This is a genomic window from Rhodococcus sp. C3V, from assembly GCF_029269915.1.
Classification (GTDB): domain Bacteria; phylum Actinomycetota; class Actinomycetes; order Mycobacteriales; family Mycobacteriaceae; genus Rhodococcus_F; species Rhodococcus_F qingshengii.
Window position 1 is genome coordinate 486,940 of the sequence record NZ_JARJBE010000004.1, and the last position, 19,474, is coordinate 506,413.

Annotated in this window: 4 protein-coding genes; 2 read left to right on the forward strand and 2 right to left on the reverse strand. The window is 62.1% G+C overall.

What is annotated here, in order from left to right; translation table 11 throughout:
* The first annotated feature begins 90 nt into the window (after positions 1-90).
* Positions 91-16,287: a non-ribosomal peptide synthetase gene (locus P3G66_RS14670; RefSeq protein WP_276116754.1), complete on the forward strand. Its 16,197-nt coding sequence runs from the start codon at positions 91-93 to the stop codon at positions 16,285-16,287.
* A 350-nt stretch (positions 16,288-16,637) separates the two neighbouring features.
* Here the strand turns inward: P3G66_RS14670 and P3G66_RS14675 are convergent, their stop codons facing one another.
* Together P3G66_RS14675 and P3G66_RS14680 are read right to left on the reverse strand one after the other, a co-directional pair.
* Entirely contained in the window at positions 16,638-17,207 is a 570-nt protein-coding gene (locus P3G66_RS14675) for a DUF5655 domain-containing protein (RefSeq protein WP_003942384.1), read from the reverse strand.
* Positions 17,208-17,302: 95 nt separating this feature from the next.
* Entirely contained in the window at positions 17,303-17,956 is a 654-nt protein-coding gene (locus P3G66_RS14680; protein ID WP_198402550.1) for a GNAT family protein, read from the reverse strand.
* A 124-nt stretch (positions 17,957-18,080) separates the two neighbouring features.
* Here P3G66_RS14680 and P3G66_RS14685 point away from each other — a divergent pair, with 124 nt between their 5' ends.
* Positions 18,081-19,472: an MFS transporter gene (locus P3G66_RS14685; protein WP_276116755.1), complete on the forward strand. Its 1,392-nt coding sequence runs from the start codon at positions 18,081-18,083 to the stop codon at positions 19,470-19,472.
* The last annotated feature ends 2 nt before the right edge of the window (positions 19,473-19,474 follow it).

The window sequence follows — 19,474 nt, forward strand, 5'->3', positions numbered from 1 at the left end:
GGCCGTTCGTGGTGTTCGCTCCCATGGATTCACGTGATCAGCCACCGAACGTTCGTGAAAAACAAGGCTGGTGAAATGTGAGGTGACGGGTTGAGTGCTTTTCCGTTGTCTCGGGCTCAGCTCGCGCTGTGGTTCGCGCAGCAATTGAGTCCGTCAACTCCGTTCGTGGTGGCTCAGTACGTGGAACTACGCGGACCGGTTGACGTCGACGCGCTGATCGAGGCAACGAATACGGCATGTCATGAATTGGAGTCGCCGTTCGTTCGCCTCGTCGCTACCGATGCCGAGCCGGCACAGGTCGTCGATCATTCGATCGTCGACGATCTCGCATACCTCGACTTACGCAGCGACCGCGACCCGGTTCAGCGCGCGAACGAGTGGATGACAGCGGAATACTCACGGCCACTTGACGTGATGTCTGACCGCCTGATCTCGGCAACCTTGCTTCACCTGGCAGATGAGCACTACTACTGGTACTCGCACGCCCATCACCTCGTGCTCGACGGACATGCGGCGATGACACTCACCGCTCGGGTGGCCGAGCGCTATTCGCATCTGGTTCATGGCAAGACGCTGACTCCTTTCGGTGGTCTCGGGGTACGTGCACTGCATGACCTCGACGTCGATTACCGATCCTCGTCGCGGTATCGATCGGACGAGCAGTACTGGACGGAGATGTCCGAAGGCCTGCCCCGCCCGGTTCGCCTCGCCGACGGCGCCGGCCTGACGTCCATGCCGCAGCGCATGATGGTGCGGACACTGAATCCAACTCTTGCAAAACAGCTTTCGGATGTCGCGACCGAGTGGACTACCTCCGAGGTGGCGGTCCTCGTCGGTGCATTCGCGTCCTATCTCGGTCGCATGACTGATTCCGATGACGTAGTCCTCAGCTTGCCGGTGTCCGGCCGCACCACGGCGACGTCGAAACGTTCAGGTGGGATGCTGTCCAACATCGTGCCTGTTCGTGCGCAACTCGAACGGGATCTGTCGCCACGAGAACTGGTGCGTCAGATCTCGGTTCAAATGACCGGTGCGCTACGCCACCAGCGATTCCGCTACGAGGACATGGGCTTCCAGGAGGGTCAGGGCGGATCCCGTGAGGCGGCGGGCCCGGCCGTGAACGTCATGATGTTTCACGAAGCGATTCGGCTCGGTGACGTCGTCGGCGAATTTCACGTCCTCACATCCGGACCCACCGAAGACCTGTTCTTCAGCATTTATCCGTCGATCGCGGGGGAGAACGTTCGCCTTTCCTTCGAAGCCAATCCGCACCTCTACAGCGAACGTGACTTGGCGATGCATCATCGTCAGTTCGTTCGGCTACTCGAGGGGTTCCTCGACTCGGCTACCCGTGCGCTCGGTGACCTCCCCATCCTCTCGACGGATGAAGTGAAGGATCTGGTCCCTGCGCTAGGTCCGCGGACGGACGGATTCGCGACGCTCGATTCGGTCATCAGAGGCGGCGCAGGGCAGGGGAGTGCCGTCGCGATCCGCGAGCAAGGTGTGGACGTCACTTACGACCAGCTCGGCGCTCGCGCGGATGCACTCTGCGCCTTGCTCGTGGAGAACGGAGTCGGACGAGGCGACGTCGTCGGGATCCTCACCGGGCGCTCGACCGATTCCGTAGTTGCATTTCATGCAGTAGTGCGGGCTGGTGCTGCCCTTCTCTTCGTGGATCCTCAAACACCCTCCGAGCGTGTCGCTTTCATTCTCGACGACGCCGACGTGTCCGTTGTGGTCGGTGGCGAACTCGTGAACGTGCCGGCTTGGGTCTGCGTCGTCAACCCCAGGGAAGACGAGACCGTCGAAGGTCCGGTGGATCGACGCGTGGGGGCGGGTTCATCTATCGCCGACCTGTCTCTGGACGACACCGCCTACGTGGTCTACACCTCTGGTTCTACCGGGCGACCGAAGGGTGTCGCGGTCACGCACCGAGGCATTGTGCCGTTGCTGCGTTCTCACGCACGGCGTCTGAACATCGATAGTTCCTCCCGCGTCGCGCTCCTTGCAAACACATCGTTCGACGTGGCGATCCTCGAGATTCTGCTTGCACACGGCTGCGGCGCGACCGCAGTGATCGTTCCTCCCGGATTGATCGGCGGAGTGGACCTCGAAGACTATTTGCGGCTCGAAGGTGTCACGCACCTGAACTCGACGCCATCGGTTCCGTTGACGATGGATCCTCGGGCTTTGCCGGAACTTCGAGTCCTGAACGTCGGCGGCGAGCGACCGCCGGGAGCGCTAGTGGATGCGTGGTCGAGTCACGTCGACATCGTGAATTCGTACGGCCCCAGTGAAGCGACCGTCGCGGCATTCATGAGCGAGCCACTCGAGCCTGGCGGTGATACTCCGATCGGGCGTCCGATCGACGGCGTTGCCGCTGTGGTGTTGGATTCGTGGTTGCGTCCGACTCCGGTCGGCGCCGTGGGTGAGCTGTACGTGATGGGACCAGGACTGGCGCGCGGGTATCTTTCCGCGACGCTGACCTCGGAGCGTTTCGTAGCGGCGCCCTTTGGTGCCACTGGTGCCGGCGAGCGCATGTACCGCACCGGGGATGTCGTGCGATGGAACGATGCCGGTCAACTCGAGTTCTTGGGTCGCTCTGATCAACAAGTCAAGATCCGTGGAGTACGCGTCGAACTGGGCGAGATCGAGGCTGTGCTCCTGTCGACTCCCGGCGTTGCGCAAGCAGCGGTGGTCGAGCGATCCGGGTCGCTTGCGGCGTATGTGACCGTGGCCGAAGGTGCAGCTCATCCGTTGAGCCAGACGATGGTGCTCGATCATCTGGCTACCCGACTTCCTCGTTCCATGCTGCCGAGTTCGGTGACTATTTTGGCAGCATTGCCCGTCACGAGCCATGGAAAGACTGACCGTTCAGCGCTCCCTGAACCGGCGTCGTCCGCGCCGGCCGAGCAGCGCGCGGCGGTCAACCGTCCGATCGAGTACGACGAGGAATTGATTGCCTCGGTGATGGCCGAGGTCCTCGGCGTCGGAGTTCTCGGACCGCACTCCGACTTGTTCGCCTGGGGCGGTAGTTCACTCGACGCCGTGTATGTTGCCGCGCGAGTGAGTTCCGCTCTCGGAAGACGGGTTGGTGTCAGGGACGTGTTCGGTGCCCCGACGCCGGCGCGCCTGGCCCGGGTAATCCGTGCGGGGCGGGCGGAGTGGATGGTGGAACCCCAACGCATTTCGGACGACCTCGTCGTGGAAATCGCACCGGCGCAACAACGCCTGTGGTTACTCAACCGTCTGGATCCCCAGTCGTCGGCGTACAACATTGCGTTCGAGGTCGCGTTCAGTGGTGCTCTGGATATCGAGGCGATGAGGGCGGCGGTAGGTGACCTGACCGATCGCCATCTCGTCTTGCGTACTGTTTTCTCGTTCGACCAGAATCACGATGCGTGGCCGATCCAGGTTGCGACCGCGACTCCGGTGACTCTGATCGAGGTTGCGTCCGAGGATTACGAGGCTGCGTCAGCGGATTTGGTTGCGGCGGGTTTCGACCTGGCGACCGATGCGCCTCTTCGCTTGATCCTCGCCTCCGGCAGCGACGCCGACCACCGCATGACCGTGGTTGCCCATCACATCGCCCTGGACGGCCTTTCGTTCGCGACGATCGTCTCGGACCTCGTCGCGGCGTACGACGCTCGCGCCGACGGACGGTCGCCGATCTGGCCTTCGCCCGCTCTCGACTACCGCGACTATTCCGCTTGGCACAGAACCATTCTCGGTGATCCCGCGGATCCACAGAGCTTGGCAGGACGCCAGCTGGAATTCTGGTCCGACACACTCGCCGGTGTTGATCCGACTCTTGCGCTTCCCGTGGACAGATCCCGCCGGCCGGACCAACCGTCGTCGGCTCGGGACGTGACGTTCGAGTTGCCCTCACCCATCCATGCGGCGCTGAACGAGATCGCTCGCGCGCACGACTGCACAACCTTCATGGTGTTGCACGCCTGCCTTTCGATCGCACTGAGCAAGATCACCGGTGCGTCCGATGTGGTCATCGGGACCCCGACCTCCGGACGAACGCATCCTTCGTTCGACGGTGTCGTCGGTATGTTCGTCGGGACCGTCGCGCTGCGAACGCTCCTTCGCGGCGGAGACACGTTCGGTGAGTTCTTGACTCAGGTGCGCGAGGTTGATGTGGCGGCCCTGTCCAATGCCGACGTTCCGTTCGACTGGGTGGTCGACCGTGCGGTCGGTGGGGGCGTAGGTGAGAAGAATTCCTTCCTCAGAGTGGTTCTCGCTGTCGATCCGGTAGCGCCCGACTCCGCGATCGCGATGGGAACTTTGACGGCGCACGGCACTCCGCTACCTCCGGTCCACCCTCGCTTCGACCTCGAAGTGACTGTGCGCGAGGATCGTACGATTGACGGCGACGCGAGCGGTGTTCGCGGCACTTTCCGATATGCCGCCGATCTGTTCGATGCAGGCACCGTGCAGAGCTGGGTCGAGCGGCTTCGTCGAGTGTGTGGCTCGATTACCGAGAACTCGTCAATCATGCTGCGTGACATCGATGTTCTCAGTGTTGCGGAACGCGAAGAATTGTCGGCTCGGGTGCCGGCGCCGTCGATTGTCGCGCAGTCGCTGCCTGACCTCTTCGGGGCCGTCGCAGCCCGGCATCCGAATGCAATCGCGGTGTCGAGTGGCGATACTCGTTTCACCTATGAAGAGGTGCGAGTTCGTTCGGAGGGCCTTGCCGCTGTCTTGATCGATCGAGGAATTCGAGTCGGTGATCGCGTGGCGGTCGCCCTGCCTCGATCGGTCGACCTCGTCGTAGCCATCATCGCTGTCGTTCGCGCGGGCGCGACGTACGTACCGATCGACTTGCAGTATCCCGACGCTCGTATCCACTACGTACTTGCCGATGCAGGCCCGAAAGCGATTCTGTCGACGGACGAATCTGCTGGGCGGTTCGTTGGGTACGAGCAACTTGTCATCTTCGTGGACGAGACGACTGACGCTACGGCCGACTGGCCCGTTGCACAGTCGGAGTCCGCCGCCTACGTGATCTACACTTCCGGATCAACTGGAGCTCCCAAAGGCGTAGTGGTGTCTCAGGACAACGTGTTGGCGCTGCTCGCCTCGACCCGAGAGATCTTCGACTTCAACGCCGAAGATGTATGGACGATGTTTCATTCGTACGCATTCGACTTCTCGGTCTGGGAGATGTGGGGTTCGTTGACCACTGGCGGATCCCTCGTGATCGTGGACGGTGATGTCGCGCGCTCACCCGAAAGATTCGCGGATCTGATTGTGCGGGAACGAGTGACCGTTCTCAATCAGACCCCGGCCGCCTTCTATGCGTTGGCGGAAGTCACGCAGGAAATGCTGCTTCCGCTCCGGACGATTGTTTTCGGCGGTGATCGCCTCGACGCCGGGCGCGTGGAGGCTTGGTTCGATCGGCACCCGGACGTGCGGGGCGTCAACATGTTCGGAATCACCGAAACCACAGTCCATGTCACCAGTTTCGATCTTGTCCCCGGTGACGAGACTGTCTCGCCGATCGGGTCCCCACTACCAGGGTTGCGCAGCTACGTACTGGACGCGTCGTTTAAGCCCGTCCCTCCGGGATCTGTCGGCGAACTGTATGTTGCGGGTCCGCAGGTGGCCGAAGGCTACTTGGGTCGACCCGCGATGACGTCTTCGCGATTCGTGCCTGAACCCGGATTCGATGGATCACGGATGTACCGCAGCGGCGATCTGGTCCGTTGGCGAGCCGGCCGACTCGAATATGTTCGCCGCGCCGACGGTCAGATGGCACTGCGCGGTTACCGCATCGAACCGGGCGAGGTCGAATCCGCGCTGTTGGCTCACACGTCGGTGGAGCAGGCCGCGGTAGTGGTGAGAGAACTCGACAGCGGGCCGACTTTGGTCGGTTACATCACCCCGGGGAGCGGACACGACCTCGACGGCGTCTTGCGGACTGCTCGTTCGTTGCTGCCCGCGCACATGGTTCCGTCGGCTTTGATGGCGCTCGCGTCATTACCGGTCACGATCAACGGCAAAATCGACCGAGCATCGTTGCCGACCCCGGTGTCTCTCACGCAGCCGACTCGGCAGTCGCGAGACTTCTTCGAGCAGACAGTCGCAGCTATTCTGAGCGATTTGATGGAAGTTCCGCATGTCGATCCGGTCCGGAACCTCTTCGATCAAGGCGCCAATTCCTTGATCGCCACTCGTCTTTCGTCGCGTCTGAACTCCGCCCTGGGCTGCAACCTCGACGTCCGCGATGTGTTCGAGCACCCATCCGTCGATCAGCTCGCAGACATCGCTGCTGCGCGGATAGGTGTAGGGCGAACCGGCGCGGAGCACGCGTCTGACGTGTCCTTGGGGCCTCGTTCGGACAACACGGAAGTGCACCTGTCAGCTTCCCAGCATCGAATGTGGATTCTGAATCAGTTGGATACAGACTCCGCCGGATACAACATCCCGATCGTGCTGCGCTTGGCAGGCGAGCTGGACGTGGTTGCGGCCGAACTGGCAATTCGTGACGTGATCAATCGCCATCGCACTCTGCGGACCGTGTACCCGGTTGTCGGCGGCGGCCCGGTTCAGACGGTGCTCGACGCCGAGGATGCGCTTCCGGCCTTTCAGCTCGAGGCACTCGACGGCGGCGACGCCGAGAATTGTGTAGCAGAACTGGTGGGTTCGGGCTTCGATGTCACCGTTGATCCGCCCGTACGTGCGGCACTTCTCCAGGTTTCACCTGTCGAGCACATCCTGGCTGTCGTCGTCCATCACATTGCCGCCGACGCTCGATCACTCGAATTGTTGGTCCGCGACTTCACTGCGGCGTACATCGCCCGCTCGGCGCAGCACGCTCCGCAGTGGTCGCCGCTCGCGCTCGAATACTCCGATTACAGTGCATGGCAAAGGGAATCGGGGATTCCCGAGACGGTACGCAGCTACTGGATGCAGGCTCTCGAAGGACTTCCCGAGCAGGTGACGCTTCCCCTCGATCGTCCACGTTCGACGTTCGCCCGTGCGTCGAGCTGTCGGGTGGAGATCTCAGGTTCGGTACGAACGGGCCTTCAGACACTCGCACGATCGAACAACGCGACCATGTTCATGGTTGTACACGCCGCTCTCGCGGCGCTGTTGGCGAGGTACAACGGTAGCAATGACGTAGCTGTCGGCACTGTTGTGTCCGGACGCGTCACACCTGAACTCGACGAGCTGGTCGGCATGTTTGCCGGCACGATTGTTCTTCGAACCGAAGTCGATCCGTCGAACTCGTTCGGCCGGTTGGTCGAGCAGGTTCGTCAGCGTGACGTAGCGGCGTTCGCGCACGCAGAGATGCCCTTCGAATCGCTGGTCGATCTGATCGACCCACCGCGATCGCGTTCGCGACATCCGTTGTTCCAGGTGGCGCTCTCGTTCCGAACTGCTGAGACCGCCGCGTGGTCGATACCAGGGCTGGACATCACACAGATTGCTCCTGAAGTCAGGCACGCAAATTTCGATCTGCAGGTCAACGTCACGGACGAGGGGGTCGGGGGCGAACTCGGTCTCGAATTCGTCTACAACGCTGATCTATTCGATGATCTGACGGTATCGAGCTTTGCGGGCCGGTTCGAGCGCTTCCTGAATCAAGTGTCTGTCGACCCGAATGTCGCCGTAGGGCAAATCGACCTGTTGGACAGTGCGGAACGAGCTCTTCTCGTCCCCGCACACGGCGCGGTCGACCGGCCTGATCGATCTCGACTTTCCGGTACGACACTTGCCTCCATGCTGCGCTTCGGCGTCGAATCCGCCCCGGACGCTGTGGCGGTCGAGGGTGAGGGCAACACACTGACGTACCGGGAACTCGATGCCCAATCGGATGTCGCAGCCGACGAGTTGCGCTCCCGGGGAGTTGGAGTCGACCAGGTCGCTGCTTGGACTGCAGATCGGTCGATTGCGTCGATCGTGCAACTGTGGGCAATCGCGAAGGTCGGTGCAGCTCCGGCATTGACGGACCCGGAACAGCCGCAGGCGCGAGTACGGGATGTCCTCGAAACACTGGGCACCGGAGCAATCGGCGGCCGCAACGCTGGTGGTGAAGACGCTGGTGGTGAGAAAGTCACCGACTCGGTGCGCGAATATTCCGAGAACCTGGCGGCCTACGTAGTTTTCACGTCAGGAACGACCGGAACCCCCAAGGCTGTGGTCGTGACCAACGGCGGGCTCGGTGTGATCGCCGAAGACCTGCCCGGTCGATTCTCGGCTGGGCCAGGTTCTCGCGTATTCCATCGCGGAGCGCCAGGATTCGACATGACGTTGCTCGAGGTGCTCATCGCGAGTGCGTCCGGGGCCACGCTCGTTCTGGCGAAGAACGAAGAACTGTTCGGCTCGGGACTCGCATCAGCACTGAGGCGCGAGCGAATTACTCATCTGTGCGCCACACCTACTGTCGTCGCCTCGATCGGCGATCCTTCGCTGCCGGACCTTTCCACGGTGATGTTCGGGGGCGAGCGACTCGGCGGCGCGTTGGCGAAGCGCTGGCAAGCCGGACGCCGAGTCATCAACGGATACGGACCTGCCGAGTCGACGATGTATTCGCTTGCTACCGAACCACTGTCGATCGAACAACTGTCGGCTGAGACTCACGACGGATCGATCGGGTATCCACTGGCCGGGGTCGACGCCGTCGTGCTCGATGATCGACTCGAACCGGTGCCGCCGGGAGTCGCCGGCGAACTGTATCTCTCAGGTCGAATGCTCGCTCGCGGTTACGCCGGCCAACCGGCCCGAACTGCGGAACGATTCGTGGCAACCGGTTCAGGCGCCCGGATGTACCGGACGGGCGATCTGGTGATGTGGAAGCCGGAAAGCCCCAAATCCGAGGGAAATACGTATCGCCTGCATTATCTCGGGCGAACCGACGTGCAGGTGAAGGTCAACGGTGTCCGGATCGAACCGGGTGAGATCGAGGCAGTCATTCAGTCTGTCGCGAACGTCGACTTCTGTGTCGTCGGGGTTCGGTCGGCCGAAGGTGGAAGTCCTCTGTTGGTCGCCTACGTGAGAAGTTCAGGTGCCGAAAGAGTTGACACTGGTCAACTTCGCGCTGCCGTCGCAGACGTCCTTCCGACGTACATGGTTCCGCATGTCATCGTCGACATCGAGGGCGAGCTTCCGATGCGGAACGGCAAGGTCGACTTCGCCCGTCTCCCGTCGCCGACACTGGATGCTTCCCGTGCAGAGGGCCCGGCCACCGCCACCGAACGTCTTGTAGCCGGAGCTTTTGGATCCGTCCTCGGTGGGAATGAGGACGACCGCGACGCAGACTTCTTCTCGCTCGGGGGCAACTCGCTGTCGGCCGCGGAGGTTACCTCGCTCTTGAGTAGTACTCTGGGGCTGGTTGTTCCGCTCAGGACCGTATTCGAGCATCCAACAGTTGCGGCGTTGGCAGCCCGGCTCGATTCGCTCGAGCAGAACGACTCGGTGACCGATCTTGTCCGACTGGAACCGCGCCGCGATCCCACGCCCGCACCCCTGTCACGAAACCAGCGTGCGATGTGGGTACTGAATCAGCGGAACACAGCGAGCGGTGCGTACAACCTGCCGATCTGCATCGAGATCGACGGTGAACTCGACGTGTCCGCGCTGCGTCAGGCAGCGACCGATCTTGTCGGTCGTCATGACGTCCTCAGAACCCGGTATCCGGGCACTCCACCGGTTCAGGTCGTGGAACCTCCGACCTCCGTGACAATGGAAACGCGGCTGGTCGCCGACATCGAGGTCGAGGTGCTGCTGCGAGAGTTCGGCTCGCGTGGGTTCGATGTAGCGGCAGACCTGCCGGTGCGCTGGATGCTGCTCCAGGTGTCACCGGTCAGGCACGTTCTGGCAGTGAGCTTTCATCACATCGCAGTCGACGGGGTGTCGATGCGAACGGTGGTCGGCGACCTGCTGACCGCCTACGGCAAGCGACGAGCTGGACTGGATTCGCAATGGTCTCCGTCGCCGATCCAGTACGGGGATTTTGCCGCGTGGGAGGCAGCACGTGACGTTTCCCCTGTCGTCGAGCAGTTCTGGCGCCGAACGCTCGACGGTGTGACATCTGTGTCTCCGCTGACGGTGGATCACTCCGATGGCGGGCCGGATACCTTAGCGCAGCGAGTGAACTTCGTGATACCAGCCGTCATCACCTCGGCACTGCAGGCGCGAGCCGACCGATTGAAGGTCTCGCTGTTCGCGGTGGTTCATGCGGCGTTGTCGGTGGTGCTTGCCAAGCTGAGTGGAAATCCCGATGTCGTGATCGCGACAGCTGTCGACGGACGGCGGGCGCCTCAGCTCGACGGCGTGGTCGGCATGTTCGTGGATACGGTGCCTCTTCGCCTTCGGATCGACGGGGACGTGCCGATCGATCTTCTGTTGGGTGCAGCTTTCGATGCTGATGTGGCAGCGTTCGAAAACAGCTCTGTTCCTGCCGAATTGGTTGGTGAGCTGCTCGGTGGACGAACTCCCCAGATTGCGCTGGGTCTGCAGAACTTCGCGATCCCTGCCGTGGAGGTTTCCGGTCTCACGATCGAGGCTCGCGAAATCGAGACCGCGACAACGAAGTTCCCCATGCATGTCTCGCTCGCACCCGCTGTCGACGGTTCATTGACCGGAGCGCTCATCTATGCCGCGAGCGTTTTCGATCCTTCGAGCGCCGACGCGGTTACCCGACAGCTGTCGAGAGTGCTCACCTCGATTGCCGAGGATGTGCCAGTACTCGTTTCGGATCTCGCGGTGGGCGCGGCACCCAGTTGGACTGCTGCCGAGGTCGATTCGTCCCGCACGCTGACCGAGATCTTCGCCGCCACCGCGGCGCGATTCCCGAACAACATTGCTCTCGACGACGGACACCGCACGGTGACGTATGCCGAACTCGACTCTGCCTCGGATGCCCAAGCCTGGGAACTGGTGGCTCGGGGAGCAGGACCGGGTGCCGTGTACGAGATTCCGGCGGTACGGACTATCGCGTACCTGGTCCGAATGTTGGCGATCTCGAAAACGGGCGCGGCATTCGTACCGATCGACCCCGACCTGCCACCGGCACGTCTGAAGCAGCTGCGCACAGTCCTCTCCGATCGCAGCCCTGTTCCCGGTCGGCAGTATCCGGATTCAGTCGCGTACGTTGTTCACACGTCCGGGTCGACCGGTGAACCGAAAGGCGTTGCAGTCACACACCGAGGACTGGGCCTACTGACCGACGATGCTGTCCGCAAGTACGGCGTGACTTCGGACTCGGTTGTGCTGCACGGCTACAAACCGACGTTCGATGCAGCAATCCTCGAGATGATGTTGGCGATCGGCGCCGGGGCTACCTTGGCGGTCGCTCCTCGGGAGGCTTTCGGCGGAAGGGCACTCGAAGAATTCGTCGCAGAACGCGGCGTCACTCACATGTTGTCCACTCCAGCCGTACTCGACACGATGGCTCCGGAGCGGTTCGATTCGCTCGAGGTGGTGGCAGTCGGTGGCGATGTGCTCTCACCTTCCACCGCGCGTGCGTGGAGTCGCCGCGCGCGAATGCTCAATGCGTACGGACCGACGGAATGCACGGTGGTCACCACTGTCGCCGAAGTGGATCATCGGGTCACCATCGGAGTCCCGCTCGCCGGAATCGGTGCCGAGGTGCTCGATACGCGACTGCGTCCGGTGCCGTGGGCCGGGATCGGTGAGTTGTACGTCAGCGGGCCCGGGCTTGCGATGGGCTATGCCGGAGATCCTGCCGGCACCGCCACGTCGTTCATCGCAGCACCCGGTGGGCACCGCCGTTATCGGACCGGTGATCTGGTTCATCGCCGCACGGATGACACGCTCGGATTCGTCGGACGCTCCGACCGTCAGATGAGCGTGCGAGGAATCCGCGTCGAGCCCGCCGAAATCGAATCAGCTCTGCGTCGGTGCACGGGCGTCGAGGCTGCGGCGGTTGTCCTCGTCGACGACATCGCCGTTGCGTGCGCGGTCGGCGATGGTGTGGAGGCGGATCAGCTGACAATCGAGTTGGCCGCGATGTTGCCTGCGTATCTGATGCCCGGCCGCGTGGTCGTATTGGAGTCGATCCCGCTCACGACGAACGGAAAACTGGACGCAGATGCGTTGCGGCGCCATGTGTTCGAGAGCCAGGCGCCCGATGCAGCAGTGACGGTTTCGGAGGAACTCGTCACCGCTGTCATGTCGGAACACGTGTCCGGAAGTTTCGGCGCTCTGCACAACCTGTTCGAATCAGGTGGTGATTCGTTGGCCGCGGCAGCGGTGGCAGGTCGACTCGCCTCGATCTTCGCGCGAGATGTGCCTGTTCGCGCCGTCTTCGACAATCCGTCGCCGCGAGCGATGTCTCAGTGGCTGTCGGCGAGCGCGTCCGATGGCAAACGCCGCGAACTGACTCGACGTGATCCCGGCAAGCCGGCCCCGTTGGCGCCCTCGCAACAACGACTCTGGCTGATCAATCAGCTTCAGCCGGAATCGACTGCGTACAACCTGACGTTTGCAGCGGTCCTGGCAGACGACATCGATCGTTCGGTCTTGAGCAGCGCGCTCGGCGACGTCGTCGATCACCATGCCGTATTGCGAACTGTCTGTGTTCCGGGTGAATTCGGTCCGCAACAACTTGAAATGGACTCTGTTGCATTCGATCTCACTGCGGTACACGTCGGCGATATCCGTGCGAGCGCTTCGGCATTCGCGACTGTGCCGTTCGATCTCGAACGAGATGTTCCGTTCCGTGTGCGTGTGATCACCGAAAAGGCAGGAGTCGACTCTGCAGGACTGACGGTCCTGGTCATCGTTGTTCACCACATCGCGATCGACGGAGCGTCGATGGGCCCGATCCTGACCGATTTCGTGGCAGCCTTCCAGGCCAGGTCGGCAGGTCTTCCCTGGGATCGCTCGTCAGGGGAGATCAGCTACGGCGACTACAGTTTCTGGGCGAGAGAGAGCTTGGGTGACCCCGAGGATTCTCTCAGCATGGCCCACCGGCAACTCGACTATTGGTCGGACGCACTTTGTGGCGTCGAGGATGTGTTGGCTCTACCCGTCGACAACCCCCGGAGTCCCGTGTCTTCACGATCCGAGGAGATGGTGACGGAAGTCCTCGACGGCGCCACCTACGACGCGTTGTCGGCGTTGGCTCGTTCGCATGGCGTCACGGTATTCATGGTCGTCCACAGCGTGATTGCCGTGCTGCTCGCTCGCGAGTGCGTCACGGACGACGTCGTGGTGGGAGCAGCTGTGAGTCTGCGGAACGATCCGGCGCTGCTGAGCGTCGCCGGAATGATGGTGGGTACTGTCGCATTGCGTACGAGGATCAACTCCACCGATCGCTTCGCTGCTGTTCTGGACGAGGTTCGCCGCGTCGATCTGGAAGCAATGGCGAACGCGGACGTCTCGTTCGACGACGTCGTTGCGAAGGTCGATCCGCCGCGCAGGATGAACGAGCATCCGCTGTTCACGGTCATGCTGGCGTACCGGCGAGCGCTGGAGTTGCCGCAGATCGACGGCATTACCGTCTTCGACATCGACAATTCAGGGGCGTCGACCGGTTACGACTTGACGTGGGACCTGGTCGACACCGGTGACAGTCTGACTATTCGATTGCTGTATGCGACGGACAAGTTCCGCGAGTCGACCGCGGAACTGTTCATGCAGCGGGTGAGACGTATCGCCGAATCAGTGACCGTGGAACCCGAGATTGTGATCGGGGAGATCGAACTGCTGTCCGGACTCGAACGCTCGGCGCTGACTGCTGCGAATCCTCGCCACGTCGAACCTCTGACGATTGCCGACATTTTCGAACGCGCTCTGCGTCAGGCGCCCGACGGCGTAGCGCTGGAAGAGAACGGCAGACGCTGGACTTACCGCGACCTGCACGAGGAGTCGTCGCACTGGACACGCGAGTTGGTGGTCCGAGGAATCGGACCCGACGACGTGGTGGCCGTTGCGCTCGGGCGCGGGCATCTGTGGATCGTTGCGTTGTGGGCAGTAGCGCGTGCAGGCGCAGCGTGGCTGTCGCTCGATCCGGCGCTGCCGACAGCGCGCCGGCAGACGATGGTCGAGGAATGCGGTTCGGTTGTCGGTTTGACAGCGGGAGGTGCATCCGAGAGTTTGCCCGAGTGCGTCGAGTGGGTGGCGATGGACGAATCCCGCACTGCTGGTGGCGCTGCCGAGGTATCGGCAACGCCGGCTCACCCCGACAACCTCGCCTACGTCATCTACACGTCGGGTTCCACGGGAAGACCCAAGGGCGTGGAGGTTTCACACCGCGGAATCATGAACGTCTGCACCGCCCACGCCGAGATCGCCGAGCTCGAGCGTGGCCCCCGAGTCCTGCAATTGGCGTCGTCGACCTTCGACGCGTCGGTGATCGAGATCCTTCTCGCGGCTGCAGGGTGTGGAACGCTGATTCTGACTCCCGACTTCGTCTACGGGGGAGAAGAACTCACGAATCTGCTGATAGCCGCTGACGTAACACATCTGATCGTGACGCCGACGGTCCTTGCGACAGTCGATCCGGATGCAGTGCAACCGTTGATCGTCGAATCGATGGGGGAGCCGCTCTCTGCGCGCCTTGCGTCGGCGTGGTCACCCCGACATCGCATCGTCAACGGATACGGACCGACCGAATCAACGATCGCGGCATCGATTTCCGCACGGATCACTGACGCGGACGTCACTGTCGGCACTCCAGTCCCTGGTACGACAGCATTTGTTCTCGATCAGAGGCTCCGACCGGTTCCGGATGGCGTTGCGGGAGAACTGTTCCTCGCCGGTGAGAATGTGGCACGGGGGTACGTCGCCTCCCCGGCTCTGACGTCCGAGCGCTTTGTTGCCAATCCTCATGCGGTGGGGACTCGGATGTATCGAACGGGTGACCTCGTGCGTCGTAGGCGTCACGACCGAGCGCTCGAGTACCTGGGTCGCAACGACGCGCAGGTGAAGGTGCGGGGTGTCCGCGTGGAACCGGCGGAGGTCGACGCGGCTCTGTCAAGCCATGGAGCAGTGGCCTTCTCGGTAACCGTTGTCTGTGACGACGGGCACGGATCCGCTGAACTCCGTTCGTATGTGACGTTGGCGGAAAACGGTTCGGCGACGGAATCGGAGCTTCGCCGGTTCGTCTCCGGCCTGCTGCCGAAGCACCTGCTGCCTTCGTCGGTGACGATAGTGGGCGAGGTACCGTTGCTCGCTTCGGGGAAGATAGACGCAGCGGCACTTCCTGCTCCTTCACCGCAGCCAGGGTCGAGTGTGGATCGACCCATCTCGGATACCGAACGTCACGTGGCACAGGCATTCGAGGGCGTGACCGGCGCGAAATCGGTCGGCCGCTACGACGACTTCTTCGAGCTCGGCGGGACATCGATGGGTGCAGTTCGAGTGGCGACGCGCTTGCGTGAGAGCCTGAACAGGGAATTCCCGGTTCAATGGATTTTCACCGACCGAACTGTGGCGGAGCTGGCCTCTCGGATGGATCTCGTTCATGCCGATGTCTTCGAGGGTGATTCGCTTCGTTCGGATCCGCTGGACACGGTCGTCATGCTCGGCGGCGACCCCGATGACCAACGGCCGCCGTTGTTCTGTGTGCATCCGGTCAGCGGAATCGCCTGGTGCTACGCCGGACTCGTCGGTCAGCTGCGGGGTCGACGGGTGTACGGCATCCAGGCAACGGGGGCAGGTGAATTGCCAGGCACGGTGGCGGAGTTGGCGTCGGGGTACGTCGATGCCGTACGGACGGTGCAGCCATCGGGTGAATACCATCTACTGGGTTGGTCTGCCGGCGGAACGATCGCGCTCGAGATGGCGAGCCAGCTCGAAGAGGCCGGCGATCTGGTCGGTTCGGTTGTCATGCTCGACGCGCTGTTACCGGAGATGATGCCATCGGTACAAGCGGCTCCGAATCCTTCCGAACTGTTCGCGCAGATCGGGCTATCCGAGGTTGAAACTGAAACTGCAGCACTGACTTTCACAGACGTTGCGGCAGAGATCCGAAGGCAGACCGGTATGGATTTCCTTTCCGATACGGTACTCGAATCCGTAGTGGGTCGGGTGGAAAAACTGTCGCGAATCGTTCGGGACCACACGCCGAGGCACTATTTCGGGTCAGTGGAACTGTTTGTGGCGCAGCATGATCTGCCTGAACATCGTCACCTGGTCGAAAGGTGGTCCGAACTGGTGGGGCCGTTGCGGGCGTACCTGGTCGACTGCTCCCACTCGGAAATGTCGAGCACTGAGGTGTTGGCGGAGGTCGCCCAAGTTCTCGTCGGCTATCTCGAAGGTGTCGATTCGGATTCGAAGGATCGCAATCATACTGGGGTGCAGTAGATCTAACGGGCCGGGACTTTGGTCCGGAATTGTCACTCCCGTGGTCCCCTTGCTTCAGTTCCGCAAGTAGAATCTGTAGCATTTCCCTTGTGGCAGTAAGCCATTCAGAAACTATCTCCGGAGGATCGTATGTTGGGTTCCCTTTTTTCCATCAGCTCTGAAATCGGTGTTCCGTCCGTCGACGCGCTCTTCGAGGCTGCTCGGACCATCATCGGCGCGCTCTTCGGCCTGAGCTGACACGTCGCAGCGACCTTCCCCCGCGGTGAAGAAAGTCCCTGTTCTCCGACAAGGAGGACAGGGACTTTCGTGCAGCCTGCAGGTGAGCGTTTGCGTGGCGGTGAGTGGGTGACCTACCGGCCGTTCTGTTGATACGCGATCGCTGTCAGCGATCCGACTTCGTCGTTCACGTCTGCGGTGCTGGTGAGCCCGATCTTGTGGGTCGACTGCCCGGGAGCCTTGGCCGGCACAAGAAGTTCGGATTCGGGGGCCTCGACAAAACGTAGTCCGAGGTCGACTCGGGCCTTGGTGGCCGCTGCGATGGCGGCGAATTGGCGAGCGCGAACAAAGGGTGTGTAGGTTCCGCGGCCTTCGACCCGAACATCGGCTCCAAGTTCTTCGATCAGACGTCGGGCTGCATCGAAGATCGGCCGCAGTGCTGCCTTCGGGCCGCTGTACTGCTGGTCGATGTATTGCTCGACGGTCGGCTCCACCCATCCGGACTGTTCGGCAGTCTCGAATGCAATTGCCCACTGCGAATTCTGCGGTACACCGTGCTCTGCTTTCAGCCACTTGCGCACTTCGTTCTGATCGAGCGGGTCGACCCCGGACGTCCGTACGGCCTTCACCCATTCTTCGAGGGTGCGCCCGGTACGGTCGCGCATGGACGAGGTGACTGCGGCCATCATGTCGGAGGGTTCCATGTGTCTGTTCTACCGGTTGTCACTGGTCTTCCGGTTGTCACTGTTCTTTCGGTTGTCGCTGCTCTTTCGGTTGTCACTGTGCACGGGGAGCTCGCTCAGTCGATGCCGAGCATCGTCTTGAACGCGCGCACGCCGGTCACTTCGACGGGATGCGGCGGTGCGACAAAATCTTCGCGGCTGAGGGTGAAGAGACGACGCACGGTCATGCGACCGTCGGCAGCCAACTCCTCTACTGTGCCGTCTGCGCGGTACCCGACTTTGGTGGACACCGTGATCGAGGCGGGGTTGTCCGTGAATGCCGACGACACGACGCTTCGTGCACCCAAAGAGTCGAATGCGAATGCGCAGATTGCCTGTCGGGCGAGAGTGCCGACACCCCGGCCTTGGAACCCGCGTCCGATCCACGAGCCGGTTTCACCGGTACGACTTTTGGGAAAGTCCGTCGCGGCGAACGCCTGGCAGCCGACGATTTCTCCGTCGACGACAATGGCTGTTTCGAATTTCCAGTCGGTCATGGTCATCGCTCCGCGGACCGACCAGTGGTATTGGATGAATCTTCGCGACACTTCGTCGGGAGTGCCCACCGTCCAGGGGACGAGAAACGGCATCTGTTCGGCAGGGTGAATGCCGGCTCGGACCAGCGCAGTGAGTTCGGGGAAATGATCGTCGCGCACAGGGAGCAAGGTGATGGGCCCACACGTGATCGTGACTCCGTACGGAGGCCAGATCTCTCGCAGTGGGTCAACCATCGTCTTCAGACCTTCGTTTCGTGTGCGAATCGGGTCACAGTCTGGCATGCCAGGCCCGTCCGAGTGAGCGACTTCTGGTCATCGGGATTCTTTTGCCCTCGCGGTACGGAGTCGTGACATTAGTGTGTGGACGGTGACTACAGACAAACCGGTACGTCTTCGTGAAGGTAGATCGCCTGACAGGCTTTCGCGTGGTGTGGTGGCCGGATACGCAGCGGGAAGTGTCGGTACGGGTGGATTCGGTGTTCTGCCAGGTCTGGTACTGGCGTACTACCTGACCGACACGCTCGGCGTTGCCGCGGCGCTCGCGTCGCTTGTGGTCATTGTCCCGAAAATCGCCGACGTCCTGATCGATCCGCTGATCGGGTCGATCAGCGACCGAAGCTCTCATCGAACTGGTACGCGAGTGCCACTCATGCTCGCAGGCGCTCTGGGACTGCCGTTGCTCTTCATTCTCACGTTCTCGGCCCCGGTGTCGGCCGGCCCCGGAGTCGGGGCGATGTGGGTGCTCGTCTTCTTCCTGCTCGCGGCGAGTGCCTACAGCCTCTTTCAGGTGCCGTACATCGCGTTGCCGACCGAGTTGACCGGCGATTACCACGAGCGCACCCGGTTGGTATCGGTTCGAATTGCGGTGTTGGCCCTGACAATTCTGGTCATCGGCGCCGGCGGACCCGAGCTCCGCGATGCTGCCGGGGGCGGAGCACGCGGTTATCTGGTCATGGCGATCGGGGTGTCGGCGCTGATGTGCGGGGCAATGATCTGGGCAGTTCGCGGAGCCGCGCGCCACACGGTGACTCACGCGGACGCGCCGGTCGGCTCGTTGCTCTCGCAGTACCGGGACGGGTTCGACGCGATACGACGTACCCGCGCGTTCCGATTGCTGGTAATCGTCTTCGTGCTCCAAGCTCTTGCCACCGCCGTGATGTTGGCGGGTGCGCAATATCTGGCGACCTATGTGATGGGTAACGAAGGTGCGCTCACCGGTCTGTTCGTTGCACTCGTCGGACCAGCTCTCGTCGTCATGCCGTTGTGGTACCGGTTCTCGCATCGGTACGGAAAGCTTCGCGGTTACGTGGTGTCCTCGGTTCTGTTTGTCATCGCGACGGCGTTGTTGACCCTTGCGGCTGTCAACGCCGGTTCGTGGATCTACGGTGCCGTCGCCCTTGCCGGCGTCGGATATGCCGGCATGCAGGTGTTCCCGTTGGCGATGCTTCCTGACGTCATCGAGGACGACGCGCGAATCGGTGGACGCCAACGTGGTGGTTCGCTCAGTGGCATCTGGACAGCCTCGGAAACCGCAGGCCTTGCCCTGGGACCCGCGGTGTTCTTGGGTGTACTCGCGGTCACCGGATTCGTCTCGAAAACTGCGGGCGAGACTGTCGTGCAACCGGAATCGGCGCTGACCGGAATAGCCCTTGGCTTCTCGGTCGTGCCGGCGATCCTGGTTGCGATCAGCCTGGTCGTATTGCGGAATTACCGCACCGAACAAGAATCCACTCACGAGAACGAAAGGTGAAC